Origin of the sequence: Citrobacter sp. Cb023 (assembly GCF_030336805.1) — a bacterium.
Taxonomy (GTDB): Bacteria; Pseudomonadota; Gammaproteobacteria; order Enterobacterales; family Enterobacteriaceae; genus Citrobacter; species Citrobacter braakii.
Window position 1 is genome coordinate 1 of record NZ_JAOWCV010000025.1, and the last position, 26,512, is coordinate 26,512.

The 26,512-nt window shown below is 49.0% G+C and carries 26 protein-coding genes and 1 pseudogene; 16 read left to right on the forward strand and 11 right to left on the reverse strand.

All coding sequences use genetic code 11. The annotated features are described in order from the left end of the window. Nucleotides 1–235: 235 nt before the first annotated feature. Together purU and OGW44_RS01315 are read right to left on the reverse strand one after the other, a co-directional pair. Nucleotides 236–1,078: a formyltetrahydrofolate deformylase gene (purU, locus tag OGW44_RS01310; RefSeq protein ID WP_185654657.1), complete on the reverse strand. Its 843-nt coding sequence runs from the start codon at nt 1,076–1,078 to the stop codon at nt 236–238. Nucleotides 1,079–1,133: 55 nt separating this feature from the next. Continuing rightward, entirely contained in the window at nt 1,134–1,589 is a 456-nt protein-coding gene (locus OGW44_RS01315; protein ID WP_029139563.1) for a YchJ family protein, read from the reverse strand. 111 nt (nt 1,590–1,700) lie between these two features. On the opposite strand from OGW44_RS01315, the gene rssA reads away from it, so the two are divergent. The 3 genes from rssA to galU all read left to right on the forward strand — a co-directional run bounded on the left by rssA (nt 1,701) and on the right by galU (nt 4,829). After that, a complete protein-coding gene (rssA, locus tag OGW44_RS01320) occupies nt 1,701–2,612 on the forward strand; it encodes a patatin-like phospholipase RssA (protein WP_016156731.1) in 912 nt (303 codons plus the stop codon). A 90-nt stretch (nt 2,613–2,702) separates the two neighbouring features. Next, the gene (gene rssB, locus OGW44_RS01325; RefSeq protein ID WP_016153275.1) at nt 2,703–3,716 is read left to right on the forward strand and encodes a two-component system response regulator RssB; all 1,014 of its coding nucleotides are present in this window, start codon (nt 2,703–2,705) and stop codon (nt 3,714–3,716) included. A gap of 204 nt (nt 3,717–3,920) precedes the next feature. Continuing rightward, nucleotides 3,921–4,829: a UTP--glucose-1-phosphate uridylyltransferase GalU gene (galU, locus tag OGW44_RS01330; protein WP_016153274.1), complete on the forward strand. Its 909-nt coding sequence runs from the start codon at nt 3,921–3,923 to the stop codon at nt 4,827–4,829. A gap of 137 nt (nt 4,830–4,966) precedes the next feature. Here the strand turns inward: galU and hns are convergent, their stop codons facing one another. Next, the gene (gene hns, locus OGW44_RS01335) at nt 4,967–5,380 is read right to left on the reverse strand and encodes a histone-like nucleoid-structuring protein H-NS (protein ID WP_003020723.1); all 414 of its coding nucleotides are present in this window, start codon (nt 5,378–5,380) and stop codon (nt 4,967–4,969) included. A gap of 623 nt (nt 5,381–6,003) precedes the next feature. On the opposite strand from hns, the gene tdk reads away from it, so the two are divergent. After that, nucleotides 6,004–6,621, forward strand: a complete 618-nt coding sequence (tdk, locus tag OGW44_RS01340; protein WP_019076935.1) for a thymidine kinase — start codon at nt 6,004–6,006, stop codon at nt 6,619–6,621. A 237-nt stretch (nt 6,622–6,858) separates the two neighbouring features. On the opposite strand, the gene adhE is transcribed toward tdk, so the two are convergent. After that, complete coding sequence (gene adhE / locus OGW44_RS01345; protein WP_016153272.1) at nt 6,859–9,537, reverse strand: bifunctional acetaldehyde-CoA/alcohol dehydrogenase; 2,679 nt, start codon at nt 9,535–9,537, stop codon at nt 6,859–6,861. A gap of 487 nt (nt 9,538–10,024) precedes the next feature. Between adhE and ychE the strand changes: the two genes are divergently transcribed. The 7 genes from ychE to OGW44_RS01380 all read left to right on the forward strand — a co-directional run bounded on the left by ychE (nt 10,025) and on the right by OGW44_RS01380 (nt 17,949). Then, a complete protein-coding gene (gene ychE / locus OGW44_RS01350; RefSeq protein ID WP_003020714.1) occupies nt 10,025–10,672 on the forward strand; it encodes an NAAT family transporter YchE in 648 nt (215 codons plus the stop codon). Nucleotides 10,673–11,444: 772 nt separating this feature from the next. Then, nucleotides 11,445–13,076 (forward strand): oligopeptide ABC transporter substrate-binding protein OppA, encoded by a 1,632-nt coding sequence (gene oppA / locus OGW44_RS01355; protein WP_185654656.1) that lies wholly within the window; start codon nt 11,445–11,447, stop codon nt 13,074–13,076. Between the two features lie 120 nt (nt 13,077–13,196). Continuing rightward, the gene (oppB, locus tag OGW44_RS01360; protein ID WP_003020708.1) at nt 13,197–14,117 is read left to right on the forward strand and encodes an oligopeptide ABC transporter permease OppB; all 921 of its coding nucleotides are present in this window, start codon (nt 13,197–13,199) and stop codon (nt 14,115–14,117) included. Nucleotides 14,118–14,131: 14 nt separating this feature from the next. Beyond that, on the forward strand, nt 14,132–15,040 hold the full coding sequence (gene oppC, locus OGW44_RS01365; RefSeq protein WP_003020701.1) for an oligopeptide ABC transporter permease OppC: 909 nt from the start codon (nt 14,132–14,134) through the stop codon (nt 15,038–15,040). Between the two features lie 11 nt (nt 15,041–15,051). Continuing rightward, entirely contained in the window at nt 15,052–16,065 is a 1,014-nt protein-coding gene (gene oppD / locus OGW44_RS01370; protein ID WP_003833364.1) for a murein tripeptide/oligopeptide ABC transporter ATP-binding protein OppD, read from the forward strand. Then, entirely contained in the window at nt 16,062–17,066 is a 1,005-nt protein-coding gene (gene oppF / locus OGW44_RS01375; RefSeq protein WP_016156729.1) for a murein tripeptide/oligopeptide ABC transporter ATP-binding protein OppF, read from the forward strand. Before oppD ends, oppF begins: the two co-directional genes overlap by 4 nt. Nucleotides 17,067–17,112: 46 nt before the next feature. Then, the gene (locus OGW44_RS01380; RefSeq protein ID WP_049269434.1) at nt 17,113–17,949 is read left to right on the forward strand and encodes an ion transporter; all 837 of its coding nucleotides are present in this window, start codon (nt 17,113–17,115) and stop codon (nt 17,947–17,949) included. 36 nt (nt 17,950–17,985) lie between these two features. Here the strand turns inward: OGW44_RS01380 and OGW44_RS01385 are convergent, their stop codons facing one another. Both OGW44_RS01385 and cls read right to left on the reverse strand, forming a co-directional pair. Next, on the reverse strand, nt 17,986–18,315 hold the full coding sequence (locus OGW44_RS01385; protein WP_003020691.1) for an HI1450 family dsDNA-mimic protein: 330 nt from the start codon (nt 18,313–18,315) through the stop codon (nt 17,986–17,988). Between the two features lie 34 nt (nt 18,316–18,349). Next, nucleotides 18,350–19,810: a cardiolipin synthase gene (cls, locus tag OGW44_RS01390; protein WP_185654655.1), complete on the reverse strand. Its 1,461-nt coding sequence runs from the start codon at nt 19,808–19,810 to the stop codon at nt 18,350–18,352. 142 nt (nt 19,811–19,952) lie between these two features. Here cls and OGW44_RS01395 point away from each other — a divergent pair, with 142 nt between their 5' ends. Further along, nucleotides 19,953–20,126, forward strand: coding sequence for a YciY family protein (locus tag OGW44_RS01395; protein ID WP_016153268.1), 174 nt, complete (start codon nt 19,953–19,955; stop codon nt 20,124–20,126). A 51-nt stretch (nt 20,127–20,177) separates the two neighbouring features. On the opposite strand, the gene OGW44_RS01400 is transcribed toward OGW44_RS01395, so the two are convergent. Then, entirely contained in the window at nt 20,178–20,474 is a 297-nt protein-coding gene (locus OGW44_RS01400) for a YciI family protein (protein ID WP_003020675.1), read from the reverse strand. Between the two features lie 224 nt (nt 20,475–20,698). On the opposite strand from OGW44_RS01400, the gene tonB reads away from it, so the two are divergent. After that, nucleotides 20,699–21,415, forward strand: a complete 717-nt coding sequence (gene tonB / locus OGW44_RS01405; protein WP_094762092.1) for a TonB system transport protein TonB — start codon at nt 20,699–20,701, stop codon at nt 21,413–21,415. Nucleotides 21,416–21,490: 75 nt separating this feature from the next. On the opposite strand, the gene yciA is transcribed toward tonB, so the two are convergent. From yciA to OGW44_RS01425, 4 genes and pseudogenes are all read right to left on the reverse strand, one after another. Beyond that, entirely contained in the window at nt 21,491–21,892 is a 402-nt protein-coding gene (yciA, locus tag OGW44_RS01410) for an acyl-CoA thioester hydrolase YciA (RefSeq protein ID WP_016153266.1), read from the reverse strand. A gap of 165 nt (nt 21,893–22,057) precedes the next feature. Further along, the gene (locus OGW44_RS01415; RefSeq protein WP_019076883.1) at nt 22,058–22,597 is read right to left on the reverse strand and encodes a septation protein A; all 540 of its coding nucleotides are present in this window, start codon (nt 22,595–22,597) and stop codon (nt 22,058–22,060) included. 54 nt (nt 22,598–22,651) lie between these two features. Beyond that, complete coding sequence (locus tag OGW44_RS01420; protein WP_286454017.1) at nt 22,652–23,395, reverse strand: YciC family protein; 744 nt, start codon at nt 23,393–23,395, stop codon at nt 22,652–22,654. A gap of 28 nt (nt 23,396–23,423) precedes the next feature. Beyond that, a pseudogene (locus tag OGW44_RS01425) lies at nt 23,424–23,510 on the reverse strand (YkgJ family cysteine cluster protein); the annotation flags it as partial. A gap of 283 nt (nt 23,511–23,793) precedes the next feature. Between OGW44_RS01425 and ompW the strand changes: the two are divergent. From ompW to OGW44_RS01440, 3 genes are all read left to right on the forward strand, one after another. After that, the gene (ompW, locus tag OGW44_RS01430) at nt 23,794–24,432 is read left to right on the forward strand and encodes an outer membrane protein OmpW (RefSeq protein WP_016153263.1); all 639 of its coding nucleotides are present in this window, start codon (nt 23,794–23,796) and stop codon (nt 24,430–24,432) included. Nucleotides 24,433–24,564: 132 nt separating this feature from the next. After that, the gene (locus tag OGW44_RS01435; RefSeq protein WP_016153262.1) at nt 24,565–24,840 is read left to right on the forward strand and encodes a hypothetical protein; all 276 of its coding nucleotides are present in this window, start codon (nt 24,565–24,567) and stop codon (nt 24,838–24,840) included. 185 nt (nt 24,841–25,025) lie between these two features. Next, nucleotides 25,026–26,498, forward strand: coding sequence for a GGDEF domain-containing protein (locus OGW44_RS01440; protein WP_185654654.1), 1,473 nt, complete (start codon nt 25,026–25,028; stop codon nt 26,496–26,498). The last annotated feature ends 14 nt before the right edge of the window (nt 26,499–26,512 follow it).

The window sequence follows — 26,512 nt, forward strand, 5'->3', positions numbered from 1 at the left end:
TGGGGGAAGGATTCGAACCTTCGAAGTCGATGACGGCAGATTTACAGTCTGCTCCCTTTGGCCGCTCGGGAACCCCACCACGGGGTAATGCTAGTTACTGGCCTGCTTCCGTTGGAAGCGGGGCGCATCATATCAAATGATGCGCCCCTGTAAAGTATTCCGTTGATAAAAAAGAACTGGTTGCCTGATTTTTACGCGTAAAGATGTAAAGGTAACCAATTCAATTATCAATCGATTACAGAATAATCGTTCGGTTACCGTAAACAAAGACGCGTTGAGCCAGAACCTGATACAGCGCGCGGCTTAATACATTTTTCTCAACGTCGCGACCCGCACGCATCATGTCTTCCGCGGTGTAGGTGTGATCCACATGAATTACGTCCTGCATAATGATTGGGCCTTCATCGAGGTTATCATTCACGTAGTGGGCTGTCGCACCGATGATCTTCACGCCGCGCTCATAAGCCTGATGGTAAGGGCGAGCGCCAATAAACGCTGGCAGGAATGAATGGTGAATATTGATAATCTTATTCGGGAAGCGTGAAACAAACGTTGGCGTCAGAACGCGCATGTATTTTGCCAGCACGACATAGTCAGGTTGGTGCGTGTCGATAGCGTCGGCCATTTTCAGGTCATGTTCGTCACGCGTTAAACCTTCGTGGCTGACCAGCTCAAACGGGATATCAAACCGTTCAACCAAAGGTCGCAGCGTCTCGTGGTTGCCGATCACAGCGGCGATTTCAACATCCAGCCCGCCATAATTGGCCTTCATTAACAGATCACCCAAACAATGTGCTTCCTTGGTGACCAAAATGACGATACGGCGGCGTCCTGCTGGTGTTAATTCACGAATGGAGCCATCTGGAAGGGCACTATCCAGATCGGCAAGCAGCGTGACGTCGTTAAAAATACCCTCCAGTTCGGTACGCATAAAAAAGCGCCCGGTCCGGTGGTCCACGAACTCATTGTTCTGCACGATGTTCAGTTCATGCTTGTAACAGATATTCGTAATGCGCGCGATCAGACCTTTTTGGTCCGGGCAAATAGTACGCAGCACTTTTCGTTGTAATGAATGCATTTGCAGCGGTGATCCTGTTGAGAATGTTTGCAAAATTGATACTGTCGGGCGTTGATTAGCCGCAGCACTTTTTAAATTTTTTACCGGAGCCACAAGGGCAGGTATCGTTTCGTCCAATTTGAGGGCGTGTACCGTCTATATAGTACCACTGACCGTTTTCTTTTAAAAAACGAGAGCGCTCGATAATTGCACCTGTTTTACCTTGTTCAGAAAATCGCGCAACAAAGCTGACATAGCCGATATTTTCTGTGTCTGCCGTTTGTTGTTCAAAAACGGTCAGCCCGAGCCATTCAGTGTGGCTAAATCCTGCGATAATGTCGTCGCGAAACTCGGCTGCATGACAGTCCGGATGCCAGGTCTTGATAAGGTAATCTGCGTCTTTCATCACAAAAGCACAGTAACGAGAACGCATGAGATGTGACGGCGTAGGTGCTACTTGCGCGCCAGACACATAACGGTAGCAACATAGGCTATACTCGACAGCGCTACCACAGGGACAAAGCTGAGACACAAAGTACTCCCTGGAATAAAAAAACGGCGTAAAAACGCCAGGGTAGCACTATGTTAACTGAGCGGTAGCGATGTTGCTACGTCTGCAAGCCAGGGGAAGTTTGTACGTACAATGAGAAAAATAAAAATTGGGCTGGCGCTAGGTTCCGGCGCGGCGCGAGGTTGGTCGCATATTGGCGTTATTAAAGCCCTAAAGCATATGGGCATTGATGTTGATATTGTGGCAGGGTGCTCCATTGGTTCGCTGGTTGGTGCAGCCTACGCATGCAATAAGTTACCTGCTCTCGAACAATGGGTTTGTTCTTTCAGCTATTGGGATGTCTTACGTCTGATGGATCTCTCGTGGCGCAGGGGCGGTTTACTGCGTGGTGAACGGGTATTCAATCAGTACCGTAATGTCATGCCGGTAGAAGCAATTGAGCAATGCACTCGCCGTTTCGCAACTGTGGCTACTAATCTGAGTACGGGTCGGGAGCTCTGGTTCACGGAGGGTGATTTGCACTTGGCTGTTCGGGCCTCCTGCAGTATTCCTGGTCTGATGTCCCCTGTAGCGCATAATGGTTACTGGCTGGTCGATGGCGCGGTGGTGAATCCCGTTCCTGTATCCTTAACTCGCGCGCTGGGCGCTGACATCGTTATTGCCGTCGATCTGCAACACGATGCGCATCTTATGCAGCAAGATTTACTCTCCTTTAACGTCAGCAGTGATGCCGAAACGGGTGATGATGTCGACGCGCTTTCATGGCGTGCCCGACTGAAAGAGCGCTTGAGCAACATAACGGCCAGGCGTGCGGTAACCGCGCCGACGGCGATGGAGATCATGACGACTTCTATTCAGGTTCTGGAAAATCGTCTGAAACGTAACCGCATGGCCGGTGACCCGCCAGATATCCTGATTCAGCCGTTTTGTCCGCAAATATCCACGCTGGATTTTCACCGCGCCAGCGCAGCAATTGCTGCTGGACAACTGGCGGTCGAGAAGAAAATGGATGAGCTTCTACCCCTGGTGAAAACCAACATCTAACGCATTTTTTATCAACACTTAAGCAAATTCTGACAGGCGTGAGTAGCAATAGCATGCCACTATTTACTAAAGCCAGTCAGGGGGAAGAATATGACGCAGCCATTGGTCGGAAAACAGATTCTTATCGTTGAGGATGAGCCGGTATTTCGCTCACTCATGGACTCATGGTTTTCCTCTTTGGGAGCGACAACGGCGGTAGCTGGCGATGGACTTGAAGCACTTGAATTACTCGGGCACTTTAACCCCGACCTGATTATCTGCGACCTGGCTATGCCACGAATGAACGGCCTTAAGCTAGTAGAGTATCTGCGTAATCGTGGCGATCAGACCCCCATCCTGGTGATATCAGCGACGGAAAACATGTCTGATATAGCCAAAGCACTGCGATTGGGTGTGGATGATGTGCTGCTAAAGCCGGTAAAGGACCTGAACCGCCTGCGCGAAACCGTCTTTGCGTGTCTGTATCCGAATATGTTTAATTCACGCGTGGAAGAAGAAGAGCGGCTGTTTCGCGACTGGGATGCGATGGTTGGTGATCCCGCCGCTGCAGCAAAGCTGTTGCAAGAATTACAGCCTCCTGTGTCGCAAGTTATTTCACGATGTCGGATCAACTATCGTCAATTGGTGGCTGCCGATCAGCCGGGGCTGGTACTGGATATTGCACCGCTATCGGACCATGACCTTGCGTTTTATTGTCTGGATGTGACGCGGGCAGGGGATAATGGCGTTCTGGCAGCATTGTTACTGCGGGCGCTATTTAACGGTTTGCTGCAGGAACAGCTCGCGCATCAAAATCAACGATTGCCGGAGCTCGGTGCGTTATTGAAACAGGTTAACCATTTATTGCGCCAGGCTAATTTGCCCGGACAATTCCCTTTGCTGGTGGGTTATTACCACAGCGGATTAAAAAATCTGATTCTGGTATCAGCAGGGCTGAATGCGACATTAAATACAGGTTCCCACAATGTACAAATCAGCAATGGCGTTCCGTTGGGAACCTTAGGGAATGCGTATCTTAATCAACTGAGCCAACGTTGCGAATCCTGGCAATGCCAAATTTGGGGGGCTGGTGGTCGACTGCGCCTGATGTTGTCTGCAGAATGAACAACCGAGTGGCGTGAGAATGAAATTGGCTCACCCCCCTCATGCTGTGAGTGCTACTATCAGCGCCAGATTTATTCGTATTTATCTTAATTATACCGACGCGCGTCCTTTTCAGACCAGAAGCTTGTCGCGGTACTGATATACTTGGATGCGATACAGATTGATGAACACGTTCAATACATGAACAGTCCAGGAGAGTTTTAAATGGCTGCCCTTAATTCAAAAGTCAAAAAGGCCGTTATCCCGGTTGCGGGATTAGGAACCAGGATGTTACCGGCTACGAAAGCAATCCCGAAAGAGATGCTACCGTTGGTTGATAAGCCATTAATTCAGTACGTCGTAAACGAATGTATTGCTGCGGGCATCACTGAAATTGTACTTGTAACTCACTCGTCTAAAAATTCGATTGAAAACCACTTCGATACCAGCTTTGAACTTGAAGCTATGCTGGAAAAACGTGTAAAACGCCAGCTTCTGGAAGAAGTGCAATCTATTTGTCCGCCACATGTCACTATTATGCAGGTGCGTCAGGGACTGGCCAAAGGTCTGGGCCACGCGGTATTGTGCGCGCACCCGGTGGTTGGCGATGAGCCCGTTGCGGTTATCTTGCCGGACGTCATTCTTGACGAATACGAATCTGATTTATCACGCGACAACCTTGCCGAAATGATTCATCGTTTCGATGAAACAGGCAGCAGCCAGATTATGGTTGAGCCGGTAGAAGATGTTACCGCTTATGGTGTTGTTGATTGTAAAGGCGTTGAATTAGCGCCGGGCGAAAGCGTACCGATGGTTGGCGTTGTTGAAAAGCCGAAAGCGAATGTGGCGCCATCTAATCTGGCCGTCGTGGGGCGTTACGTCCTTAGCGCTGATATCTGGCCTCTGCTGGCAAAAACGCCTCCGGGAGCCGGTGACGAAATTCAGCTGACTGATGCTATCGATATGCTGATTGAAAAAGAAACGGTTGAAGCTTATCACATGAAGGGCAAAAGCCATGACTGTGGTAATAAGCTGGGCTATATGCAGGCGTTCGTTGAATATGGTATTCGCCATAATACTCTCGGCGCTGAATTTAAAGCCTGGCTGGAAGATGAGATGGGTATTAAGAAGTAACCTGCTGGTATTATCAGGTCTGAACGGTGCTGTTAATCCAGCACCGTTTTTTTATACCTGAACTGGGTAGGGACTGTGCGAAGTACAGGTAAAAAAAATCCCGCCAGTGGCGGGATTTTAAGCAAACTATTTCTGAATTATTCTTTGATTAAGAAATCGTCCAGTTGTTTACCTTGTTCTTCCATCGCTTTTTTGATCACTGCCGGTGTACGACCCTGACCAGTCCAGGTTTTAGTTTCACCGTTTTCGTCAACATAGCTATATTTAGCCGGACGTGCAGCGCGTTTAGCTTTGGTGCCAGATTTAACAGCAGCCATGCTATTCAGCAGTTCGTTCGGGTCAATGCCATCAGCGATCAGCATTTCACGATATTGTTGCAGTTTACGAGTACGTTCTTCAACTTCAGCAGCTGCGGCGCTTTCTTCTTCACGGCGCTCGCTAACAACAACTTCTAATTTTTCCAGCATTTCTTCAAGCGTTTCCAGAGTACATTCTCTTGCCTGCGCACGAAGAGTACGGATGTTGTTCAGAATTTTAAGTGCTTCGCTCATTGTAGTAATCTCAAACTTATATTGGGGGTGGTTTGTTGAGCTAATAATAGAGCGATAAATTCAGTTGTGCAATAGCCAGGAATGTAAGGAATTCAAAATTGCGCTTTATTTAGTATCAGAATTAATTCATCTGTCTTAAATTCTCCGCGACGTTGGGCATAAAAAAGGCTTATTGGTGAGGGGGCTTCTCAGCGGCTGAGAGTAAAAATTCAAGATTCAGGTCACATTTTATGGTGTACAAATAGTATCTCTTTGCAGTGATTTCAACCTTTTGTATTAGTTTTGCTTACATGAATTCGCTAATACATGGCGACAGTGGGTAGATTCAATAACAATAAGGGAAGGGTTTCTTTATTGCCGTAAGAAGATAAGAGGTATGGATAAATTTCATGAGCACTATTTGTGAAAGAGTGTGTATATACCCATCGAGTTTCAGGCTACCTGGGCCATGGCTGGAGTGTACTCACGCTCCCGTGTCACTTAAAGGATCGGTTATTTAGGCGACACTGAGCGAGTCTGAACGCCTATTTATACGCCTATGCAGGCAACGCTACACCGACACGTTCGTGAAATATGGTACAATCCTGCCCATATTTATTTCCCCGGGTGAGGGCCTACGGTCAATGGCACAGCTATATTTTTACTATTCTGCAATGAATGCCGGTAAGTCGACTGCATTGCTGCAATCTTCGTACAATTATCAGGAACGTGGGATGCGTGCCGTGGTATATACAGCGGAAATTGATGACCGCTTTGGTGCTGGAAAAGTAAGTTCGCGTATAGGTCTGTCGTCACCTGCAAAATTGTTTAACCAAAATTCATCATTGTTCGAAGAGATTCGGGCTGAGAATGAGCAGCAAAGAATTCACTGTGTACTGGTTGATGAGTCGCAGTTTCTGACTCGACAGCAGGTTTATGAATTATCTGAGGTTGTCGATCAGCTGGATATTCCCGTGTTGTGCTACGGCTTGCGTACCGATTTTCGTGGTGAGTTATTTGGCGGCAGCGAATACCTGTTGGCGTGGTCAGATAAACTGGTTGAATTAAAAACCATTTGTTTCTGTGGGCGTAAGGCCAGCATGGTGTTGCGTCTTGATCAGGCAGGACGACCTTATAACGAGGGCGAACAGGTGGTGATTGGCGGGAACGAACGCTATGTATCGGTGTGCCGTAAGCATTATAAGCAAGCACAGTCTGAGGGCTCTCTGACGGCGATACAAGAACGACACAACCACGACTAACTCTACGCGCTTCTGGGCGCTTATTAGCACAGGGTAGGCTGAGCATTCGCTAATGTTCGCTACCCTATCAGACACTCTCCTGACGCTATTCTCGCATCCTCCTAAGCATCCTTTTACAGGTCCATCCTTTAAACGTCGCTGAATTGGTCATGTTTCGATTCTGATAACGTAAGATGCAAAAAAAAACGGCCCCAATTCGGGACCGTTTATGGTGAAACTAAAACTTATCTGGATGAATTAAGCGGATTTCTTCGCTTTCTTCTCAGCTTTCGGAGCAGCTACTGCTTCAGTCTTAACGGCGGTTTGATCTTCGCTGTATTCACGACCGTAGTAGGTATCCATCAGGATCTGTTTCAGTTCAGAAATCAGCGGGTAACGCGGGTTAGCACCAGTACACTGGTCATCAAACGCATCTTCAGACAGTTTGTCCACGTGTGCCAGGAAGTCAGCTTCCTGAACACCAGCTTCACGGATAGACTTAGGAATACCCAGTTCAGCTTTGATTTCGTCCAGCCAGCCCAGCAGTTTCTGGATTTTTGCAGCAGTACGGTCGCCCGGTGCGCTCAGACCCAGATGGTCTGCGATTTCAGCGTAGCGACGACGAGCCTGCGGACGGTCGTACTGGCTGAATGCAGTCTGTTTAGTCGGGTTGTCGTTCGCGTTATAACGAATAACGTTGCTGATCAGCAGGGCGTTCGCCAGACCGTGAGGAATGTGGAACTGAGAACCCAGCTTGTGCGCCATTGAGTGACATACACCCAGGAAGGCGTTAGCAAACGCAATACCGGCGATGGTTGCTGCACTGTGTACACGCTCACGCGCTACCGGGTTCTTAGAACCTTCGTGGTAGGACGCTGGCAGGTTTTCTTTCAGCAGTTTCAGCGCTTGCAGAGCCTGACCGTCGGAGAACTCAGAAGCCAGCACGGATACGTAAGCTTCCAGGGCGTGAGTGACGGCATCCAGACCACCGAACGCACACAGGGACTTAGGCATATCCATCACCAGGTTGGCGTCAACAATCGCCATATCCGGAGTCAGCGCATAGTCTGCCAGCGGGTATTTCTGACCAGTTGCATCGTCAGTAACAACCGCAAACGGAGTAACTTCAGAACCAGTACCGGAAGTGGTGGTGACGGCAACCATCTTCGCTTTTACGCCCATTTTCGGGAACTTGTAGATACGTTTACGGATGTCCATAAAGCGCAGTGCCAGTTCTTCGAAGTGGGTTTCTGGGTGTTCGTACATAACCCACATGATTTTCGCGGCGTCCATCGGGGAACCGCCACCCAGCGCGATGATCACGTCTGGTTTAAAGGAGTTAGCCAGCTCAGCACCTTTGCGTACAACGGTCAGAGTTGGGTCAGCTTCAACTTCAAAGAACACTTCGGTTTCAACGCCAGCAGCTTTCAGCACGGAGGTGATCTGGTCAGCATAGCCATTGTTAAACAGGAAGCGGTCGGTCACGATCAGCGCACGTTTGTGACCATCGGTAATCACTTCATCCAGTGCGATTGGCAGAGAGCCACGACGGAAGTAGATAGATTTCGGAAGTTTGTGCCACAACATGTTTTCAGCTCGCTTAGCAACGGTTTTCTTGTTGATCAGGTGCTTAGGACCAACGTTTTCAGAGATGGAGTTACCACCCCAGGAACCACAACCCAGAGTCAGGGAAGGCGCGAGTTTAAAGTTGTACAGGTCACCGATACCACCCTGAGAAGCTGGGGTGTTAATCAGGATACGTGCGGTTTTCATCATCTGACCGAAGTAAGCAACACGTTCTGGCTGGTTGTCCTGGTCGGTGTACAGGCAAGAGGTATGACCGATACCGCCCATCGCAACCAGTTTTTCAGCTTTAATAACGGCGTCTTCGAAGTCTTTCGCACGGTACATTGCCAGCGTCGGAGACAATTTTTCGTGAGCGAACGGTTCGCTTTCGTCAACAACTGTCACTTCACCGATCAGAATCTTAGTGGTTTCTGGTACGGAGAAGCCTGCCAGTTCAGCAATTTTGTATGCCGGCTGACCAACGATAGCCGCGTTCAGCGCGCCATTTTTCAGGATAACGTCCTGAACGGCTTTCAGCTCTTTGCCTTGCAGCATGTAGCCGCCGTGAGTCGCGAAACGCTCACGTACTGCGTCGTATACAGAGTCAACGACAACAACGGACTGTTCAGAAGCACAAATTACGCCGTTATCGAAGGTTTTAGACATCAGAACAGATGCAACAGCACGCTTGATATCAGCGGTTTCATCGATAACCACAGGGGTGTTACCTGCGCCTACACCGATTGCCGGTTTACCGGAACTGTATGCTGCTTTAACCATGCCTGGACCACCGGTCGCAAGGATCAGGTTGATGTCCGGGTGGTGCATCAGCGCGTTTGACAGTTCTACGGAAGGTTGATCGATCCAGCCGATCAGATCTTTCGGTGCGCCAGCAGCAATTGCTGCCTGCAGAACGATATCAGCCGCTTTGTTAGTGGCATCTTTTGCACGCGGATGCGGAGAGAAGATGATGGCGTTACGCGTCTTCAGGCTGATCAGTGATTTGAAGATTGCAGTAGAAGTCGGGTTAGTGGTTGGAACGATACCGCAGATGATACCAATCGGTTCAGCGATGGTAATGGTACCGAAAGTGTGGTCTTCAGCCAGCACACCACAGGTTTTTTCGTCTTTATATGCGTTATAAATGTATTCGGAAGCAAAGTGGTTTTTAATCACTTTATCTTCGACGATGCCCATGCCAGATTCGGCAACGGCCATTTTCGCGAGAGGGATTCGAGCGTCTGCGGCAGCCAGAGCGGCGGCACGGAAGATTTTGTCAACCTGTTCTTGAGTGAAACTGGCATATTCACGCTGGGCTTTTTTTACGCGCTCTACAAGTGCGTTAAGTTCAGCGACATTAGTAACAGCCATAATGCTCTCCTGATAATGTTAAACTTTTTTAGTAAATCATCTGCTCGATACGAGAGTATAGACAGATCGACGAAAATTTGTGTAACGTTTTGAAAATCAAACGGTTAATTAACGTCCACTTTACCTTGATTTACTAAAAGAGCTTATACGCTAGCGCCACTTAATTCTAACGCGCTACCTCCAGGTGGCGTAAGCAAGATTACTCACTTCTGAGTAGTAATTGCGTGATCTGGATCAAAATTTCGCAAAGCTGACACCTTTCAGCAGGCCCTTTTAGCGTTTATCGGTAAGTGTTAATGAATTGGTGGGATGAATGCTATTAACATTAGCATATTTAATACATATTAATAACACTAAGTATTGGAAGTGTATTTACGTAGATATACACAGATAGAAGGTGAAGTATGCTGACAAAAGGCGTATCTTCAGCGCGGATTTTATCAATTTTTATGACTCATTTTATCCGGCTAACGCTTCGGAGCTAACCGTGATCCAAACGCTATTTGATTTTCCTGTCTATTTTAAATTTTTCATTGGGTTATTCGCATTGGTTAACCCGGTCGGGATCATCCCTGTCTTTATCAGTATGACCAGCTATCAAACGGCTGCTGCGCGAAATAAAACCAACCTTACGGCAAACCTGTCGGTTGCCATCATCCTGTGGACTTCGCTGTTCCTTGGTGACGGTATTCTTCAGCTCTTCGGTATCTCGATAGATTCGTTCAGGATTGCCGGCGGCATTCTGGTGGTGACTATCGCAATGTCGATGATTAGCGGAAAACTGGGCGAAGATAAGCAAAACAAACAGGAAAAATCAGAAACAGCAATCCGCGAAAGTATCGGCGTAGTGCCGCTGGCATTGCCGCTTATGGCGGGGCCAGGGGCGATAAGCTCAACTATTGTTTGGGGTACGCGTTATCACAGTGCGATTAACCTGTTTGGTTTTTTTGTGGCGATTGCGTTGTTTGCCCTGTGCTGTTGGGGACTGTTTCGCATGGCACCGTGGCTGGTACGGCTGCTGGGCCAAACCGGTATCAACGTCATTACGCGTATTATGGGGTTGTTGTTAATGGCCTTAGGGATCGAATTCATTGTGACTGGAATCAAGTCCATTTTCCCCGGTTTGCTTGCCTGATATTCCTCTTCGGCATCAACGGAGCCTCTTTCGGCTCCGTTTCCTTTCGTTATTAGTAAAACTTCTCACTAAAGTTGAAAATCAGCATAGAAATATAAAAAGATCTGATGGTTATTCATTAATTTATTCATTGATTTTATGGATATAACACTCAATGGTCCACCAGAGGGATCCCGATGTCACTGTTATTTTATTAACATCATACTCTGGGGCTTGCTGAAGGATTATCGAAATGTTATTAGTTATTTCAGCGTTTTTTTTAGATGAATGTGCTAATTAATAACCAATTGTTAAATTTATGTGCATTTTGGCGTGGTGTTGACACAGGACTGGGGGGTTAACACTGCGTGTGATGCAATATATTGATTTTTATATTTTTATTGTCACAATCTTTCATTCGTAAGACTTTTTTAGTGAGATTTATTTCCAATAAAAGAGAATTGGTTAACAAATTTGTAAAATGTATTGGCGGTTAAGAAACGCATTTGATACTTTCCGGCCAGGTATTATGCAGAAGAATTCACGTTGATGAGAATCATTTTCAATTAGTTTCTCTCAACAGGGTAATAGCGTGTTTCCGGCAGGGGAGGCACGTAGATAATCGACGCAAGGTGGTCATACGAATCGCCAGAAATAAATAAAGTCGGTGATAGCAAGCAGTAAAACAAGAAACTACCTGACGGCAGAAAATCTCCGGTGCCGTACAGGGATCCTGACAGGATTAACAGTCTGGTTAAAAAACCAGCCATAATAATGAGGGAGTACAAACACAATGACTAACATCACTAAAAAAAGTTTAGTAGCTGCGGGGATCCTAACTGCGCTAATCGCTGGGAATGTTGCTACGGCGGCAGTTGTGCCAGCAGGTGTGCAGCTTGCTGAAAAGCAGACTCTGGTGCGTAATAACGGTTCGGAAGTTCAGTCACTCGATCCACATAAAATCGAAGGTGTACCTGAATCCAATATCAACCGTGACCTGTTTGAAGGTTTATTAATCAGCGATGTCGATGGCAAACCATCGCCTGGCGTGGCTGAAAAGTGGGAAAATAAAGACTTTAAGGTGTGGACATTCCATCTGCGTAAAGACGCTAAATGGTCTGACGGCACGCCTGTTACCGCGCAAGATTTCGTGTATAGCTGGCAACGCCTGGCTAATCCAAATACCGCGTCACCGTACGCCAGTTATTTACAGTACGGTCACATTGTCAATATTGACGATATTATCGCCGGCAAAAAGCCGATCACCGATCTCGGTGTCAAAGCTCTCGACGATCATACATTTGAAGTCACCCTGAGCGAGCCGGTTCCTTATTTCTACAAATTGCTTGTGCACTCATCCGTTTCTCCGGTTCCTAAAGCAGCGGTTGAAAAATACGGTGAGAAATGGACCCAGCCCGCTAACATCGTCACCAACGGCGCCTATAAGCTGAAAGACTGGGTGGTCAACGAGCGCATTGTACTTGAGCGTAACACCAACTACTGGGACAACGCCAAAACGGTTATTAACCAGGTTACCTACCTGCCAATTTCTTCTGAAGTGACTGACGTTAACCGCTATCGCAGCGGCGAAATCGACATGACCTATAACAACATGCCGATCGAGTTATTCCAGAAACTGAAAAAAGAGATCCCGAACGAAGTTCACGTTGACCCGTATCTGTGCACCTATTATTACGAAATCAACAACCAGAAAGCACCGTTCAACGATGTTCGTGTTCGTACCGCCCTGAAACTGGCGTTGGATCGTGACATTATCGTCAACAAAGTTAAAAACCAGGGGGACCTGCCGGCGTATAGCTTTACCCCTCCTTACACCGATGACGCGAAACTGGTTGAACCAGAGTGGTTCAAATGGTCTCAGGAAAAACGTAATGAAGAAGCGAAAAAACTGCTGGCTGAAGCCGGGTATACCGCTGAAAAACCGTTGACCTTTGACCTGCTCTATAACACCTCAGATCTGCATAAAAAGCTGGCCATCGCTGCGGCATCTATCTGGAAGAAAAATCTGGGCGCCAATGTGAAGCTGGAAAACCAGGAATGGAAAACATTCCTCGATACGCGCCATCAGGGTAACTATGATGTTTCGCGTGCGGGCTGGTGTGCGGATTACAACGAACCAACATCCTTCCTGAATATGGTGCTGTCTGACAGCTCCAACAACACCGTCCACTATAAGAGCCCGGCGTTTGATAAGCTGATTGCGGATACGCTGAAAGTGACTGATGAAGCGCAGCGCAGCGAACTGTATTCGAAAGCGGAACAGCAGCTGGATAAAGATTCTGCGATTGTACCGGTTTATTACTATGTTAACGCCCGCCTGGTAAAACCATGGGTTGGCGGATACTCCGGTAAAGACCCGATGGATAATATCCACGTTAAAGACTTGTATATTATCAAGCATTAATGGCAAGACGTGGGGCAATCATTTTGCCCCACAGTGTCTTTTTCTTCGAACTATTAACACCGCTTTACCTGAACGTCGGGGTAGAAGAGGTGTAAAGGCACACGCCAGAAGGTACGGGCAATGTTAAAATTTATATTACGTCGCTGTCTGGAAGCGATTCCGACGCTGTTTATACTTATTACGATTTCATTCTTTATGATGCGCCTTGCGCCGGGAAGTCCATTCACCGGGGAACGCGCGTTACCGCCAGAGGTACTGGCTAATATCGAAGCGAAATATCATCTTAACGATCCTATCTCGACGCAGTACTTCAGCTACCTCAAGCAGCTGGCGCATGGCGATTTTGGGCCATCTTTTAAATATAAAGACTATACGGTAAACGACCTTGTGGCATCGAGCTTTCCGGTTTCTGCGAAGCTGGGAGCTGCGGCCTTTATTCTTGCGGTCCTCGTTGGCGTTAGCGCAGGGGTGATAGCCGCGCTGAAACAAAATACGCGTTGGGACTACACGGTGATGGGGGTGGCAATGACCGGGGTGGTTATCCCCAGTTTCGTGGTCGCTCCCTTATTGGTCATGATATTTGCCATAACCTTGAAATGGCTGCCCGGAGGCGGCTGGAACGGCGGGGCGTTGAAATTTATGATCCTGCCGATGGTGGCCTTGTCACTGGCTTATATCGCCAGTATCGCCCGTATTACCCGCGGTTCGATGATTGAAGTGCTGCACTCTAACTTTATTCGTACCGCGCGCGCTAAAGGGTTGCCGATGCGGCGGATTATTTTCCGCCATGCGTTAAAACCTGCGCTGTTGCCTGTGCTGTCCTATATGGGACCAGCATTTGTTGGCATTATTACCGGTTCGATGGTTATTGAAACCATCTATGGTTTGCCGGGCATTGGCCAGTTGTTCGTCAATGGCGCGTTAAACCGCGACTATTCGCTGGTCCTGAGCCTCACCATACTGGTAGGGACGCTGACCATCGTGTTTAACGCGATTGTTGACGTGCTGTATGCCGTTATCGACCCGAAAATTCGTTACTGATACTGGAGCTCGCTATGATGTTAAGTAAGAAAAACAGCGAAGCGCTGGAGAATTTCAGTGAAAAGCTGGAGGTCGAGGGCCGCAGTCTGTGGCAGGACGCGCGTCGACGCTTTATGCATAACCGCGCGGCGGTAGCAAGCCTGGTCGTGCTGGTGATTATTGCGCTGTTTGTGACGCTGGCGCCGATGCTGTCGCAGTTTACCTACTTCGATACCGACTGGGGCATGATGTCCAGCGCGCCGGATACGGAATCCGGACACTATTTCGGCACCGACTCGTCAGGTCGAGACCTGCTGGTTCGTGTGGCGATTGGCGGTCGCATCTCGTTGATGGTCGGCATTGCCGCGGCGTTGGTCGCGGTAGTTGTCGGCACGCTATACGGTTCTCTGTCGGGCTACCTCGGCGGTAAAATCGACTCCGTGATGATGCGTCTGCTGGAAATCCTCAACTCCTTCCCGTTCATGTTCTTCGTGATTCTGCTGGTCACTTTCTTTGGGCAAAATATCCTGCTGATTTTTGTCGCTATTGGGATGGTATCCTGGCTGGATATGGCGCGTATCGTGCGTGGACAAACGCTGAGTCTCAAGCGCAAAGAGTTTATTGAAGCAGCGCAAGTGGGTGGGGTATCTACCGTGCGCATCGTTATCCGTCATATTGTGCCGAACGTGCTGGGCGTGGTGGTGGTGTACGCTTCGTTGCTGGTGCCCAGCATGATCCTGTTTGAATCCTTCCTGAGCTTTTTGGGATTAGGGACGCAGGAGCCATTAAGTAGCTGGGGGGCGTTGCTGAGTGATGGTGCCAACTCGATGGAAGTCTCACCATGGCTGCTGCTGTTCCCGGCAGGCTTCCTGGTGGTCACTTTGTTCTGTTTTAACTTTATTGGCGATGGCCTGCGTGATGCCCTCGACCCGAAAGACCGTTAAGGAGTGCAGCCATGAGCGTAATTGAAACCTCAACCGCGCCGCTCGCGCAACAACAGGCTAACGCACTGCTGAACGTTAAAGATCTGCGCGTGACGTTTGCCACCCCCGACGGCGATGTGACTGCGGTAAACGATTTAAACTTTTCTCTGCGAGCTGGAGAAACGCTGGGTATTGTTGGGGAATCCGGTTCAGGGAAATCGCAAACGGCCTTTGCCCTGATGGGCCTTCTGGCAGCAAATGGCCGTATCGGAGGTTCCGCAACCTTCAACGGACGTGAAATTCTGAATTTACCGGAACGAGAGTTGAACAAACTGCGCGCCGAGCAAATCTCGATGATTTTCCAGGACCCGATGACCTCTCTCAATCCGTACATGCGAGTCGGCGAGCAGTTGATGGAAGTTCTCATGCTGCATAAAGGCATGAGCAAAGCGGAAGCCTTTGAAGAATCGGTCAGAATGCTGGATGCGGTGAAAATGCCGGAAGCGCGTAAGCGTATGAAAATGTATCCGCATGAATTCTCCGGCGGGATGCGTCAGCGCGTAATGATCGCCATGGCACTGTTGTGCAGGCCTAAATTACTGATAGCCGATGAGCCGACTACTGCGCTCGATGTTACGGTACAGGCACAAATCATGACCCTGCTGAATGAACTGAAAAGCGAATTCAACACTGCGATTATCATGATTACCCACGATCTGGGAGTAGTTGCCGGTATTTGCGATAAAGTTTTGGTGATGTACGCCGGACGTACCATGGAATATGGCAGTGCGCGGGATGTCTTTTATAAGCCCGTTCATCCGTATTCGATTGGTTTGCTGAATGCCGTACCTCGTCTGGATGCCGAAGGGGAAGAGATGCTGACTATCCCGGGCAACCCGCCGAACCTGTTGCGTCTACCAAAAGGCTGTCCATTCCAGCCGCGTTGCCCGCATGCGATGGAAATCTGTAGCAGTGCTCCGCCACTGGAAGAGTTTAGTCCGGGCCGCCTGCGCGCCTGCTTTAAACCGGTGGAGGAACTGGTATGAATGCGGTCACCGAACAACGAAAAGTGCTCCTTGAAATTGCCGATCTTAAAGTCCATTTCGACATTAAAGACGGCAAGCAGTGGTTCTGGCAGCCGTCTAAAACCCTGAAAGCGGTTGATGGCGTGACTCTGCGACTGTATGAAGGTGAAACCCTGGGCGTGGTCGGCGAATCAGGCTGTGGAAAATCGACTTTTGCCCGTGCGATTATTGGCCTGGTGAAAGCCACCGATGGAAAAGTCGCCTGGCTGGGTAAAGATTTGCTGGGCATGAAACCCGATGAGTGGCGGGAAGTGCGTAGCGATATTCAGATGATTTTCCAGGATCCGCTGGCATCATTGAATCCGCGCATGACCATCGGTGAAATCATTGCCGAACCGCTGCGGACTTATCATCCGAACCTGTCTGGTCAGGAAGTCCGCGACCGTGTGAAGGCGATGATGATGAAGGTGGGGTTGCTGCCAAATCTGATTAACCGCTACCCGCATGAGTTTTCCGGCGGTCAGTGTCAGCGTATTGGTATTGCCCGGGCGCTGATCCTCGAGCCGAAGCTGATTATTTGCGATGAACCGGTTTCGGCGCTGGACGTATCCATTCAGGCCCAGGTGGTGAACCTGTTACAACAGCTCCAGCGTGAAATGGGATTATCGTTAATCTTCATTGCTCACGACCTGGCGGTGGTGAAACATATCTCCGATCGCGTGCTGGTCATGTATCTCGGACACGCGGTGGAATTAGGGACTTATGATGAGGTGTACCATAATCCGCTGCACCCTTATACCAAGGCGTTGATGTCTGCAGTGCCGATTCCCGACCCGGATCAGGAAAGGAACAAGGTTATCCAGTTGCTGGAAGGCGAATTGCCGTCGCCGATTAATCCTCCTTCCGGCTGCGTGTTCCGTACGCGCTGCCCGATTGCCGGACCGGAATGCGCAAAAACCCGCCCGGTTCTCGAAGGAAGTTTCCGTCACGCAGTTTCCTGCCTGAAAGTAGACCCGCTATAATCCAGAGGGCTGACAAAGGTCAGCCCTTCTTTTTGGTGAGGTATATGTGTCAGGTTTAGTCTCTTCTGTCCGCCGCGCGCTCTATCGCAAATTATTCGATTTAAACACCCGTTCAGGGCGTCGCTTTGAAGGTATGTGCGCGCTGTTCGCCTTGCTCAGCGTTATTGTTATCTTCATTGAGTCCGGGGTCGGGACGCAATACCATTTAACCTTTGAGGAATGGCGCATTTTTGTCTGGCTGGAGATCTTTATTACTCTGGTCTTTACCCTCGAATATTTTCTTCGCTTATGCAGCTGGGCCAATCCCGCAAAATATGTGTTTAGCTTCTGGGGGATTATCGATCTGGCCACCATTCTACCGCTGTACGTGATGTGGCTATGGCCTGAAATCAGTTTGAGCTATGTCTTCGCCTGGCGAGCGATGCGTGTCCTGCGCGTTTTGCGTATTCTCAAGCTGCTGCGTTTTATGCCTTCTCTGCGAGTGTTCTGGAATGCGTTAAAAAGCGCCCGTCATCAACTGATGTTGTTCTATTCCTTTATTGCCATTCTGATGGTTGTTTTCGGCGCGATGATGTATCTGATAGAAGGGCCCAAATATGGCTTTACTACGCTGAATGCGTCAGTGTATTGGGCAATTGTTACGGTCACCACCGTCGGCTACGGTGACATTACACCGCACACGCCGTTGGGACGCATGGTGGCGTCAGTGCTTATCCTGATTGGATACTCTGTGATTGCGATACCGACCGGATTGATAACCACACACATGAGCAGTGCGTTCCAACAGCGCGGATATCAGCGTAGATGCCCACAGTGTCAGCAGGCGCAGCATGAACATAGTGCGCAGTTTTGTAACCGCTGCGGAAGTAAACTGCCGGGCTAAAAATGAAAAAAGCTGCGAGAGCAGCTTTTTTGTTTGTTATTCGCGCCAGAGAATATGGCAGAGTTTGTGATCTTTTTCGCGACATAATAAAACGCGCGCAAAAATATCGTTAATCTCGCCGTCTTCTGTATCTGCCAGACCAATCACCACTTCGGCAAAGAAGTCAGGGTTCAGGTCAAAATCAACATGCTCCTGCCAGTCTTCTGCCGGGTCGAATAACTCGGCACCACCGCGCTCTTCAAACTGTAAATTGAACAGAATGATGTCGGCTGGATCCAGGTTGTCCGCAGCCAGTTCGAGAAAAATATCGTAAGCCTGCTCAAGCGTTTCGTCTTCAGTCAGGCGATTGTTCAAATCCATATCCATAATGACTACCTGTTTACTGTCTGATGGGCACGTTTTACAGCAACGGACTAAAGAAGTAAAACAGTCGCTCAGCGATCCGCTGCCAGAGTGGTCGTTTTACCCACAAACGGGCATCAAGCAGACGAGAACGCGAAATATAATCATCCTGTACTGCCGCGAGATCGCCACCGAATCCGGCATCATCAATGACCAGCGTGATTTCAAAATTGAGCCACAGACTGCGCATATCCAGGTTAACGGTACCGACCAGGCTCAGCTCGCCATCGACCAGTACGCTCTTGGTGTGCAGTAAGCCACCTTCGAACTGATAGATTTTAACGCCAGCGGCCAGCAGCTCAGTGAAAAAGGCCCGGCTTGCCCAGCCAACCAGCAGGGAATCATTCTTGCGTGGAAGAATAATACTGACGTCAACCCCGCGCTGCGCCGCCGTACAGATCGCGTGCAGCAGATCGTCACTGGGAACGAAGTAGGGCGTGGTCATAATTAAATATTCACGCGCCGAATAAGCCGCGGTTAACAGCGCCTGATGAATCAAATCTTCAGGGAAACCAGGTCCCGAAGCGATAGTGTGAATGGTGTGGCCGCTGGCCTGCTCAAACGGCATGATATTGACGTCTGGCGGCGGGGGCAGAATGCGCTTGCCGGTCTCAATTTCCCAGTCGCAGGAATAGACAATGCCCATAGCGGTGGCTACCGGGCCTTCCATTCTCGCCATCAAATCCACCCATTGCCCGACGCCGGCATCTTGTTTGAAGAAACGGGGATCGACCATGTTCATGCTGCCGGTATAAGCAATATAGTTATCGATCATGATCATTTTGCGGTGCTGACGCAGGTCCATACGGCGTAAAAATACACGCATCAGGTTTACTTTCAGCGCTTCAACAACCTCGATACCCGCGTTACGCATCATCGCCGCCCATGGGCTGCGAAAGAACTCCACGCTACCCGCGGAGTCCAGCATCAGGCGGCAGTGAATTCCACGCCTTGCGGCGGCCATTAATGACTCGGCGACCTGATCGGCCATACCGCCCGGTTGCCAGATGTAGAACACCATCTCGATGTTGTGACGCGCCAGTTGAATATCACGGATCAATGCCTGCATCACGTCCTCTGAACTGGTGAGCAACTGCAGTTGATTCCCTTTAACGCCAGCGATTCCCTGACGACGCTCGCACAGCTTAAATAAGGATGACGCGACGCTGCTGTTTTCCTGCGCAAAAATATGCTTACAGGCTTTAAGATCGTTCAGCCACTTGGCCGTTGACGGCCACATTGCCCGGGCGCGTTCGGCGCGACGTTTACCCAGGTGGAGCTCACCGAAGGAAAGATAAGCAATGATCCCTACCAATGGCAGAATATAGATGATCAAAAGCCAGGCCATTGCGGAGGGCACTGCGCGTCGTTTCATTAGAATGCGTAATGTTACGCCAGCAATGAGTACCCAGTAACCCAGAATGACCAGCCAACTCACCACGGTGTAGAAGGTTGTCATAAATTTAAAAATCCTTTTGAAAGCGTATTGTTAAGAGTTTACGCATCAGGATTAATCTGGCAAATAAAAACACGGGAAAACCACTGGTCTGCATTCGGTGTGGCGTTATAATGGCCGCTCAGTGACTGAAAGAGTAGTAAACATGAAGCGTAGTAGAACGGAAGTGGGACGCTGGCGGATGCTGCGTCAGGCTAGCCGCCGTAAAGCACGTTGGCTTGAAGGACAATCGCGCCGTAATATGCGTATCCATACCATCAGAAAGTGTATTCTCAACCATCAACGTAACTCGTTGCTGTTTGCGATCCACAACATCTGATCTCAAAAGGGCACCGCTGTCGGTGCCCAATGTCTGCTTTTCGTTTTGTTTTTAAAATACTTTTTTGTACGGTTTTACTGAAACCTGCGCGTAAACACCTGCCGCCACGTAGGGATCGGCTTCAGCCCACGCCTGCGCGGCTTCTAAAGATTCAAATTCTGCAATCACCGTTGAGCCGGTAAAGCCTGCGGCGCCCGGATCGTTACTGTCAACCGCTGGCATGGGACCCGCCGTGAGCAAACGGCCTTCGTCATGAAGGAGTTGCAGACGAGCCAGATGAGCAGGGCGTACGGAAAGACGTTTTTCGAGAGAGTCTGCGATATCTTGAGCGTAAATAACGTACAGCACGGGTAGAGCTCCTTGAACGGTAAAAGGTCATATTTACGTTATTGGAAAGGCCTGGTAACTGCAACGGAAAGATAACTAATATGTTAAGGCCATACTTTGAAAATGGTTTTTTATCATAAAATCGCGTTTTAAATGCCAGTTAGCTTCACGGTCTTATTGAATATGATTGCTATTTGCATTTAAAATCAGGGCCTGGTTTTTTTACTGAAACGATTATGACTTCAATGACCCTTGATTTACCTCGTCGCTTTCCCTGGCCTACGTTACTTTCTGTCGGCATTCATGGTGCTGTAGTGGCAGGTTTGCTGTATACCTCGGTACATCAGGTTATTGAACTGCCTGCGCCAGCGCAGCCGATCTCCGTTACGATGGTTGCGCCTGCCGATCTTGAACCGCCTCAGGCCGTTCAGCCGCCGCCGGAACCCGTTGTCGAGCCTGAACCGGAGCCAGAACCGATCCCCGAACCGCCAAAAGAAGCGCCGGTAGTGATTGAGAAACCGAAGCCCAAGCCTAAACCGAAGCCAAAACCGGTGAAAAAGGTGGAAGAGCAGCCGAAGCGTGATGTTAAACCAGCAGAGCCTCGTCCGGCATCCCCGTTTGAAAATACGGCGCCTGCTCGTCCAACAACCAGTACCGCTCCGGCAACCACTAAACCGGCGGTGAGCGTACCATCGGGTCCGCGAGCCTTAAGTCGTAATCAGCCTCAATATCCGGCACGTGCACAGGCATTGCGCATTGAAGGCCGTGTGAAGGTCAAATTTGACGTGACCTCGGATGGCCGGGTTGAAAATGTGGAAGTTCTGTCCGCACAGCCTGCGAATATGTTTGAGCGTGAAGTGAAAAATGCGATGCGCAGATGGCGTTATGAAGCCGGTAAGCCAGGTTCCGGGCTGGTGGTGAATATTGTTTTCCGCCTGAACGGCACAACACAGATCGAGTAAGCATCAGGCCGGATTTGGCGTTACGCCGCCAAATCCGGCAGAATGATTGCCGGATGGCGATGCTTGCGCGTGCTATCAGGCCAGGGAGGGAATCGGCCGCGGTTTACCGTCTTTATCAACGGCAACGTAGATAAACAGGGCTTCGGTAGCTTTATAGCGCTGGCCGATAGGTTCTGAAGCGACTTTCTTCACCCAGACTTCAATATTAATGCTGATCGAGGTCGTCCCGCGTTTCACGCAGCGTGCATAGCAACAAACCACATCGCCCACGGCAACCGGGCGCAAAAAGCTCATTCCTTCAACCCGCACCGTTACCACGCGACCATGTGCGATCTCTTTGGCCTGAATAGCGCCACCTATATCCATTTGTGACATCAGCCAGCCGCCAAAAATATCACCGTTTGCGTTGGTATCGGCAGGCATAGCCAGAGTGCGTAAAACCAGTTCGCCCTGGGGAGTGTTATTCGTTGTTGTCATTGTAGAACCGACTATAGAGAAAGATTACAGGCGCGATGCTACTAGAATTTACGCGCTGAGAACAGAGGGGATGCGGCCTGCGCGGCGGAAGTAAGCCAGGTTGATGGCAACAAGGAACGCGAAGGGATAAAAATTCGCCAGATCCGGAGATCTGGCGAGCATTTATTACGATTTATCTTCCTGCGGAAGGTGGCGGTAAATATAGACTCCGCTCAGTAACGTAAATAGTAAAGTCAGGGCGGTCAGGCCGAATACTTTAAAGTTGACCCAAATATTCTGCGGTAGCCAAAACGCGATATAGATATTCGCCAGACCGCACAGGATAAAGAAGACGGCCCAGGCGAAGTTAAGTTTTATCCAAACCGGCTGTGGCAAGCTCAGCTCTTTACCTAACATGCGCTGAATCAGCGGCTTTTTCATTACCCATTGGCTAACCAGCAGCGCACCGGCAAACAGCCCGTAAATCACCGTTACTTTCCACTTAATGAATTCATCATTGTGGAAGAAAATGGTCAGGCCACCGAACACGGCTACCAGAACAAAAGTGATCAATGCCATCTTCTCGACCTTGCGATAGCGGACCCAGCTGTAAATCAAAACCACAGCCGTCGCAACAATCAGCGCCGAGGTCGCCGCGTAGATGTCATAGAGCTTATAAAAAGCAAAAAAGACAACCAGCGGTAAAAAATCAAGAAACTGCTTCATTCTTCGATTCCGTCATCAAAAGCACCGGGTACAAGCCCGGAATGCGTTCAGGGTTTATTGGCGAATTAGCATGTACAGGCGGAACAAATAGATCAGCAACACGGCGGAGATCATATTGCTCAGCGTGTTCGCCAATACCGCGCCTACATTTGGCGTAAGTACCGCAAAACTTGGCGCAAAAAGCAACAACAACGTTTTTGCCAACAGCCAACCGATCACTGCTGGTGCAACCAGGCGCATATTCGACCACGCCAGACGCATACTGTTGCGCATCGCGGCAAAGACACCCATTTTGTCCTGTACTAACATCACCGGTGCAAGTGCCAGCAGGATAGCCAGCAGAATACCGGGTACTACCACCAGCATAATACCGATTTGCACCAGCAGAGTAGTCAGAAAAATCAGAATAAACAGCTTCGGCAAAACCGGCGCGCTGGCACCGATGGCGCGTAACGCGCTGACCCGATGACCGGCTGAAATCAGCTGAATCATCAGGATAATACCTCCGGCGAGGATGGCATTACCAATCAGACCGGAAAACGTCGACGCCGCGGAAGCGCGTAGCAAAATTTGCTGTTGCTCCGGGGGCATGTTTTGCACCAGATCGAACAATCCCACGCTGCTGGTTAACTGATCGCCTTCACTGAGTTGCGCAATTTGTGCGTCGGTGGGAGAAAAGGCATGCCCTAACACCACTGTGATAAACGCGCACAACAACGATACCAGCAAGATGGTAATGAATTGATTACGGAAAAAGTTTCCCGTGTCACGGTAAACGGATTTCGCCGTGATAGACATGCACTCTCCTTGAGTTTTGCAGGTGTTCATTTGTGGGCAATTGTACCCTGGATAACTCTACAGTGGCAGCATCGCGCGGTGTATGGAAAAGCATATCTTTGTAAAGCCCCGGTAATTTTTGACTATGACTTCAGCGTCATGCAAGAACGTTGGTTGTTCTCTGCGCATCACGAACAAATAACCATCGCTATTCTGCAACGGAGGCCAGGTACTTGCGTGGCGAAAATATATCAAAATTGATCTGAATTAGGTTAACCAGGATTTTGAATGCAAGTTCTAACTTAATCTGGATCAATAAATGTTAAATTATCAAAGTCAATGTGATCCAGGTTAGATCACTTATTACTCCAATGTGGGTATATTCGTTCCGCTTTTATAACCATAACGATGGAGCGGACATGAAAAAATTAACAGTTGCAGCAGTGGCTTTAACAACTCTTCTCTCTGGTAACGTATTTGCGCATGAGGCCGGAGAATTCTTTATTCGTGCAGGTTCTGCCACCGTCAGACCGACGGAAGGCGCGGGTGGTACGCTGGGAAGCCTGGGTGGCTTTGATGTCAGCAATAACACGCAGTTGGGTCTGACATTTACCTACATGGCAACCGACAATATCGGTGTTGAATTACTGGCAGCTACGCCGTTCCGCCATAAAATTGGCACTGCCACAACAGGTGATATTGCGACCGTTCACCATTTACCACCAACCTTAATGGCGCAGTGGTATTTCGGCGATTCCAGCAGCAAACTGCGTCCGTACGTTGGTGTCGGTGTGAACTACACCACCTTCTTTGACGAAGGCTTTAACAATAACGGCAAAGAAACCGGTTTATCTGACCTGAGCCTGAAAGACTCCTGGGGCGCAGCAGGGCAAGTGGGTATGGACTATCTGATTAACCGCGACTGGCTGATTAACATGTCAGTCTGGTACATGGATATCGACACCACCGCGAGCTACAAACTGGCTGGCGCGCAGCAGCATGACAGCGTCCGCCTCGATCCGTGGGTGTTTATGTTCTCCGCGGGTTATCGCTTCTAAGTCCGTGATTAAAATACGGAAAAGCTGATCGTTCCACGGTCAGCTTTTTTATTACCCGTTTATTTCTTCCTGCCTTTCTCCCCGTCGATGTAATGCTACTCTTTAAGCAAACTGGCTTTGAGGGTATTGACGATGATGTTGACTCGCCACCTGCTACAACAAAAAATCACACTTTTGGAACCATTCACCGGAGATGAAACGGCAGAGTTCGCCGTGAGTGCCGCGCGTGATTTATTGAATTTTATGGATAAAATTGAAGTGCTGGAGAAACGCATTGCGACTCCGGTTAAACTACCTTATTGCAGCGCCAGTCCTGTTTGTGAGATTGAAGCGGGCTATGCCGCAGGCGTGAGCGATTGTCGTGAGGCCATTCGTCGGGCAGGGTATCCGATTGAGGGTGATGATTAGTTTGCATTTATGTTAACAAAAATGTGCTTTTATTGTATAAGTCTGTAACTTTAGCGCACACAACGGCGGGCTTCTAAGGCATCAGCTTAGGGACGGTTAACATTCTCAATCAACATACAGCGCAGTTATGCAACGACAGAAACGGGTAACCGGTTTGGCAATATGTTAACTATCAGGGTGAACTCGTGAAGATTGTGCAGGACAAGCTCAGAAACAGGCAGGCACTGCTGGTATCAGGGCTCATTACGTTGATATTTACGTCGTTGTTTCTGTTTATAATTTATGAGCAGCGGATGGCTGCAGTCAGTGACGGTGTTAACCGCATGCAAGCGCGCATGATGGACATTTTTAACGATAATGAGCTGATCGCCGATGCGATTGGTGAGCGCTATCACCATATTAAATCGGGTGAGCAATGTGGCGATATTTCACAATTTGTTCCCCGCAATGAGATTGAATGGGGAATTAACGCCGACCCAAAGCGTCTGCATTCGGTAACAGGGACAATTATTGCCCAGCAAGCCAGCCACAACGCGCTGTGTATGTATACGGCGGCGGAGTTTATTCGCGGTATGGTTAACGAGCTAAATCCGGGCAGCTTCGATGAACATCGTTATATTATCGCCAAAAATTCTGATTATTTTTACTGGTTTATGGCTTCCGATTCGCGCAACTTCAGTTTCTCAAATTCTGAAATGGCGCGGGATCTCACCAACTTTTTCTATCCGCCGGTCGATTTCTATACCCGACTGTTGCAAAAAAACGTCAAAAACAAAGCCCTTAGTTCAACGAACTTCTATACCGATAAAATTACCGGTGAAAAAGCTTACAGCGTGGTGAGCTATATCTACGATCTGTCTGGCAAAGAGATATCAGACCAAATCGTGGCTTATCTGGTTTATGACCATTCAAAGCCCGAATTGCAGGAAGCGTTGGCTCAAGCATTTGACTACCAGCTCCCACCAGAGCTGAATGTGGAATTGGTAAATTTGACCAACAATGAAAGTCTCTGTTTATCCGGTAAATGTACAGGTCAATCCCGTTTTTTAGTGCGCAATTTTTCGGAGAAATATGCGCTGCACTATTCGCTTTCATTAGGCCGTTTTATGACGCGCGATACCCATGCCGGGATCGTGATCCTGCTGGCGCCGTTCTTTTTCATCATGATTAGTTTCTCGCTAAAATCATGGCTAAACGAAAGCGACCTGAAGGTTTATATAGACACCCTGACCGGTTGCTTTAATCGCCGAATACTCGACATCATCAAGCGCCGAGATTTATCACACTGTTCGGTGGTGCTACTGGACTGCAATAAGTTCAAGGCCGTCAATGATACCTGGGGTCACGCGGCAGGCGATCGTGCGCTGCAAATTATCGCCAACAGGATGTTATCAAACACCCGCACCAGTCACGATATTGTGATTCGTACCGGCGGGGATGAATTTATGATCCTGCTGTTTCGCTCGCAGGCAACTGATGCCATCGCAATTGCTCAACGTATCAGCGGGCAGGTGACCAGCCATGTGTTTGTAGTGGACGGTCATACCGTACCATTGTCAGTATCGTGGGGGATTGCAGAGGTGAACGGTGAACTGGATGTGGCTATTCAGAATGCAGATAGCGCCATGTATAAAATGAAGCACACGAAAGAAGCGTAAAACCGCCAGAAGTC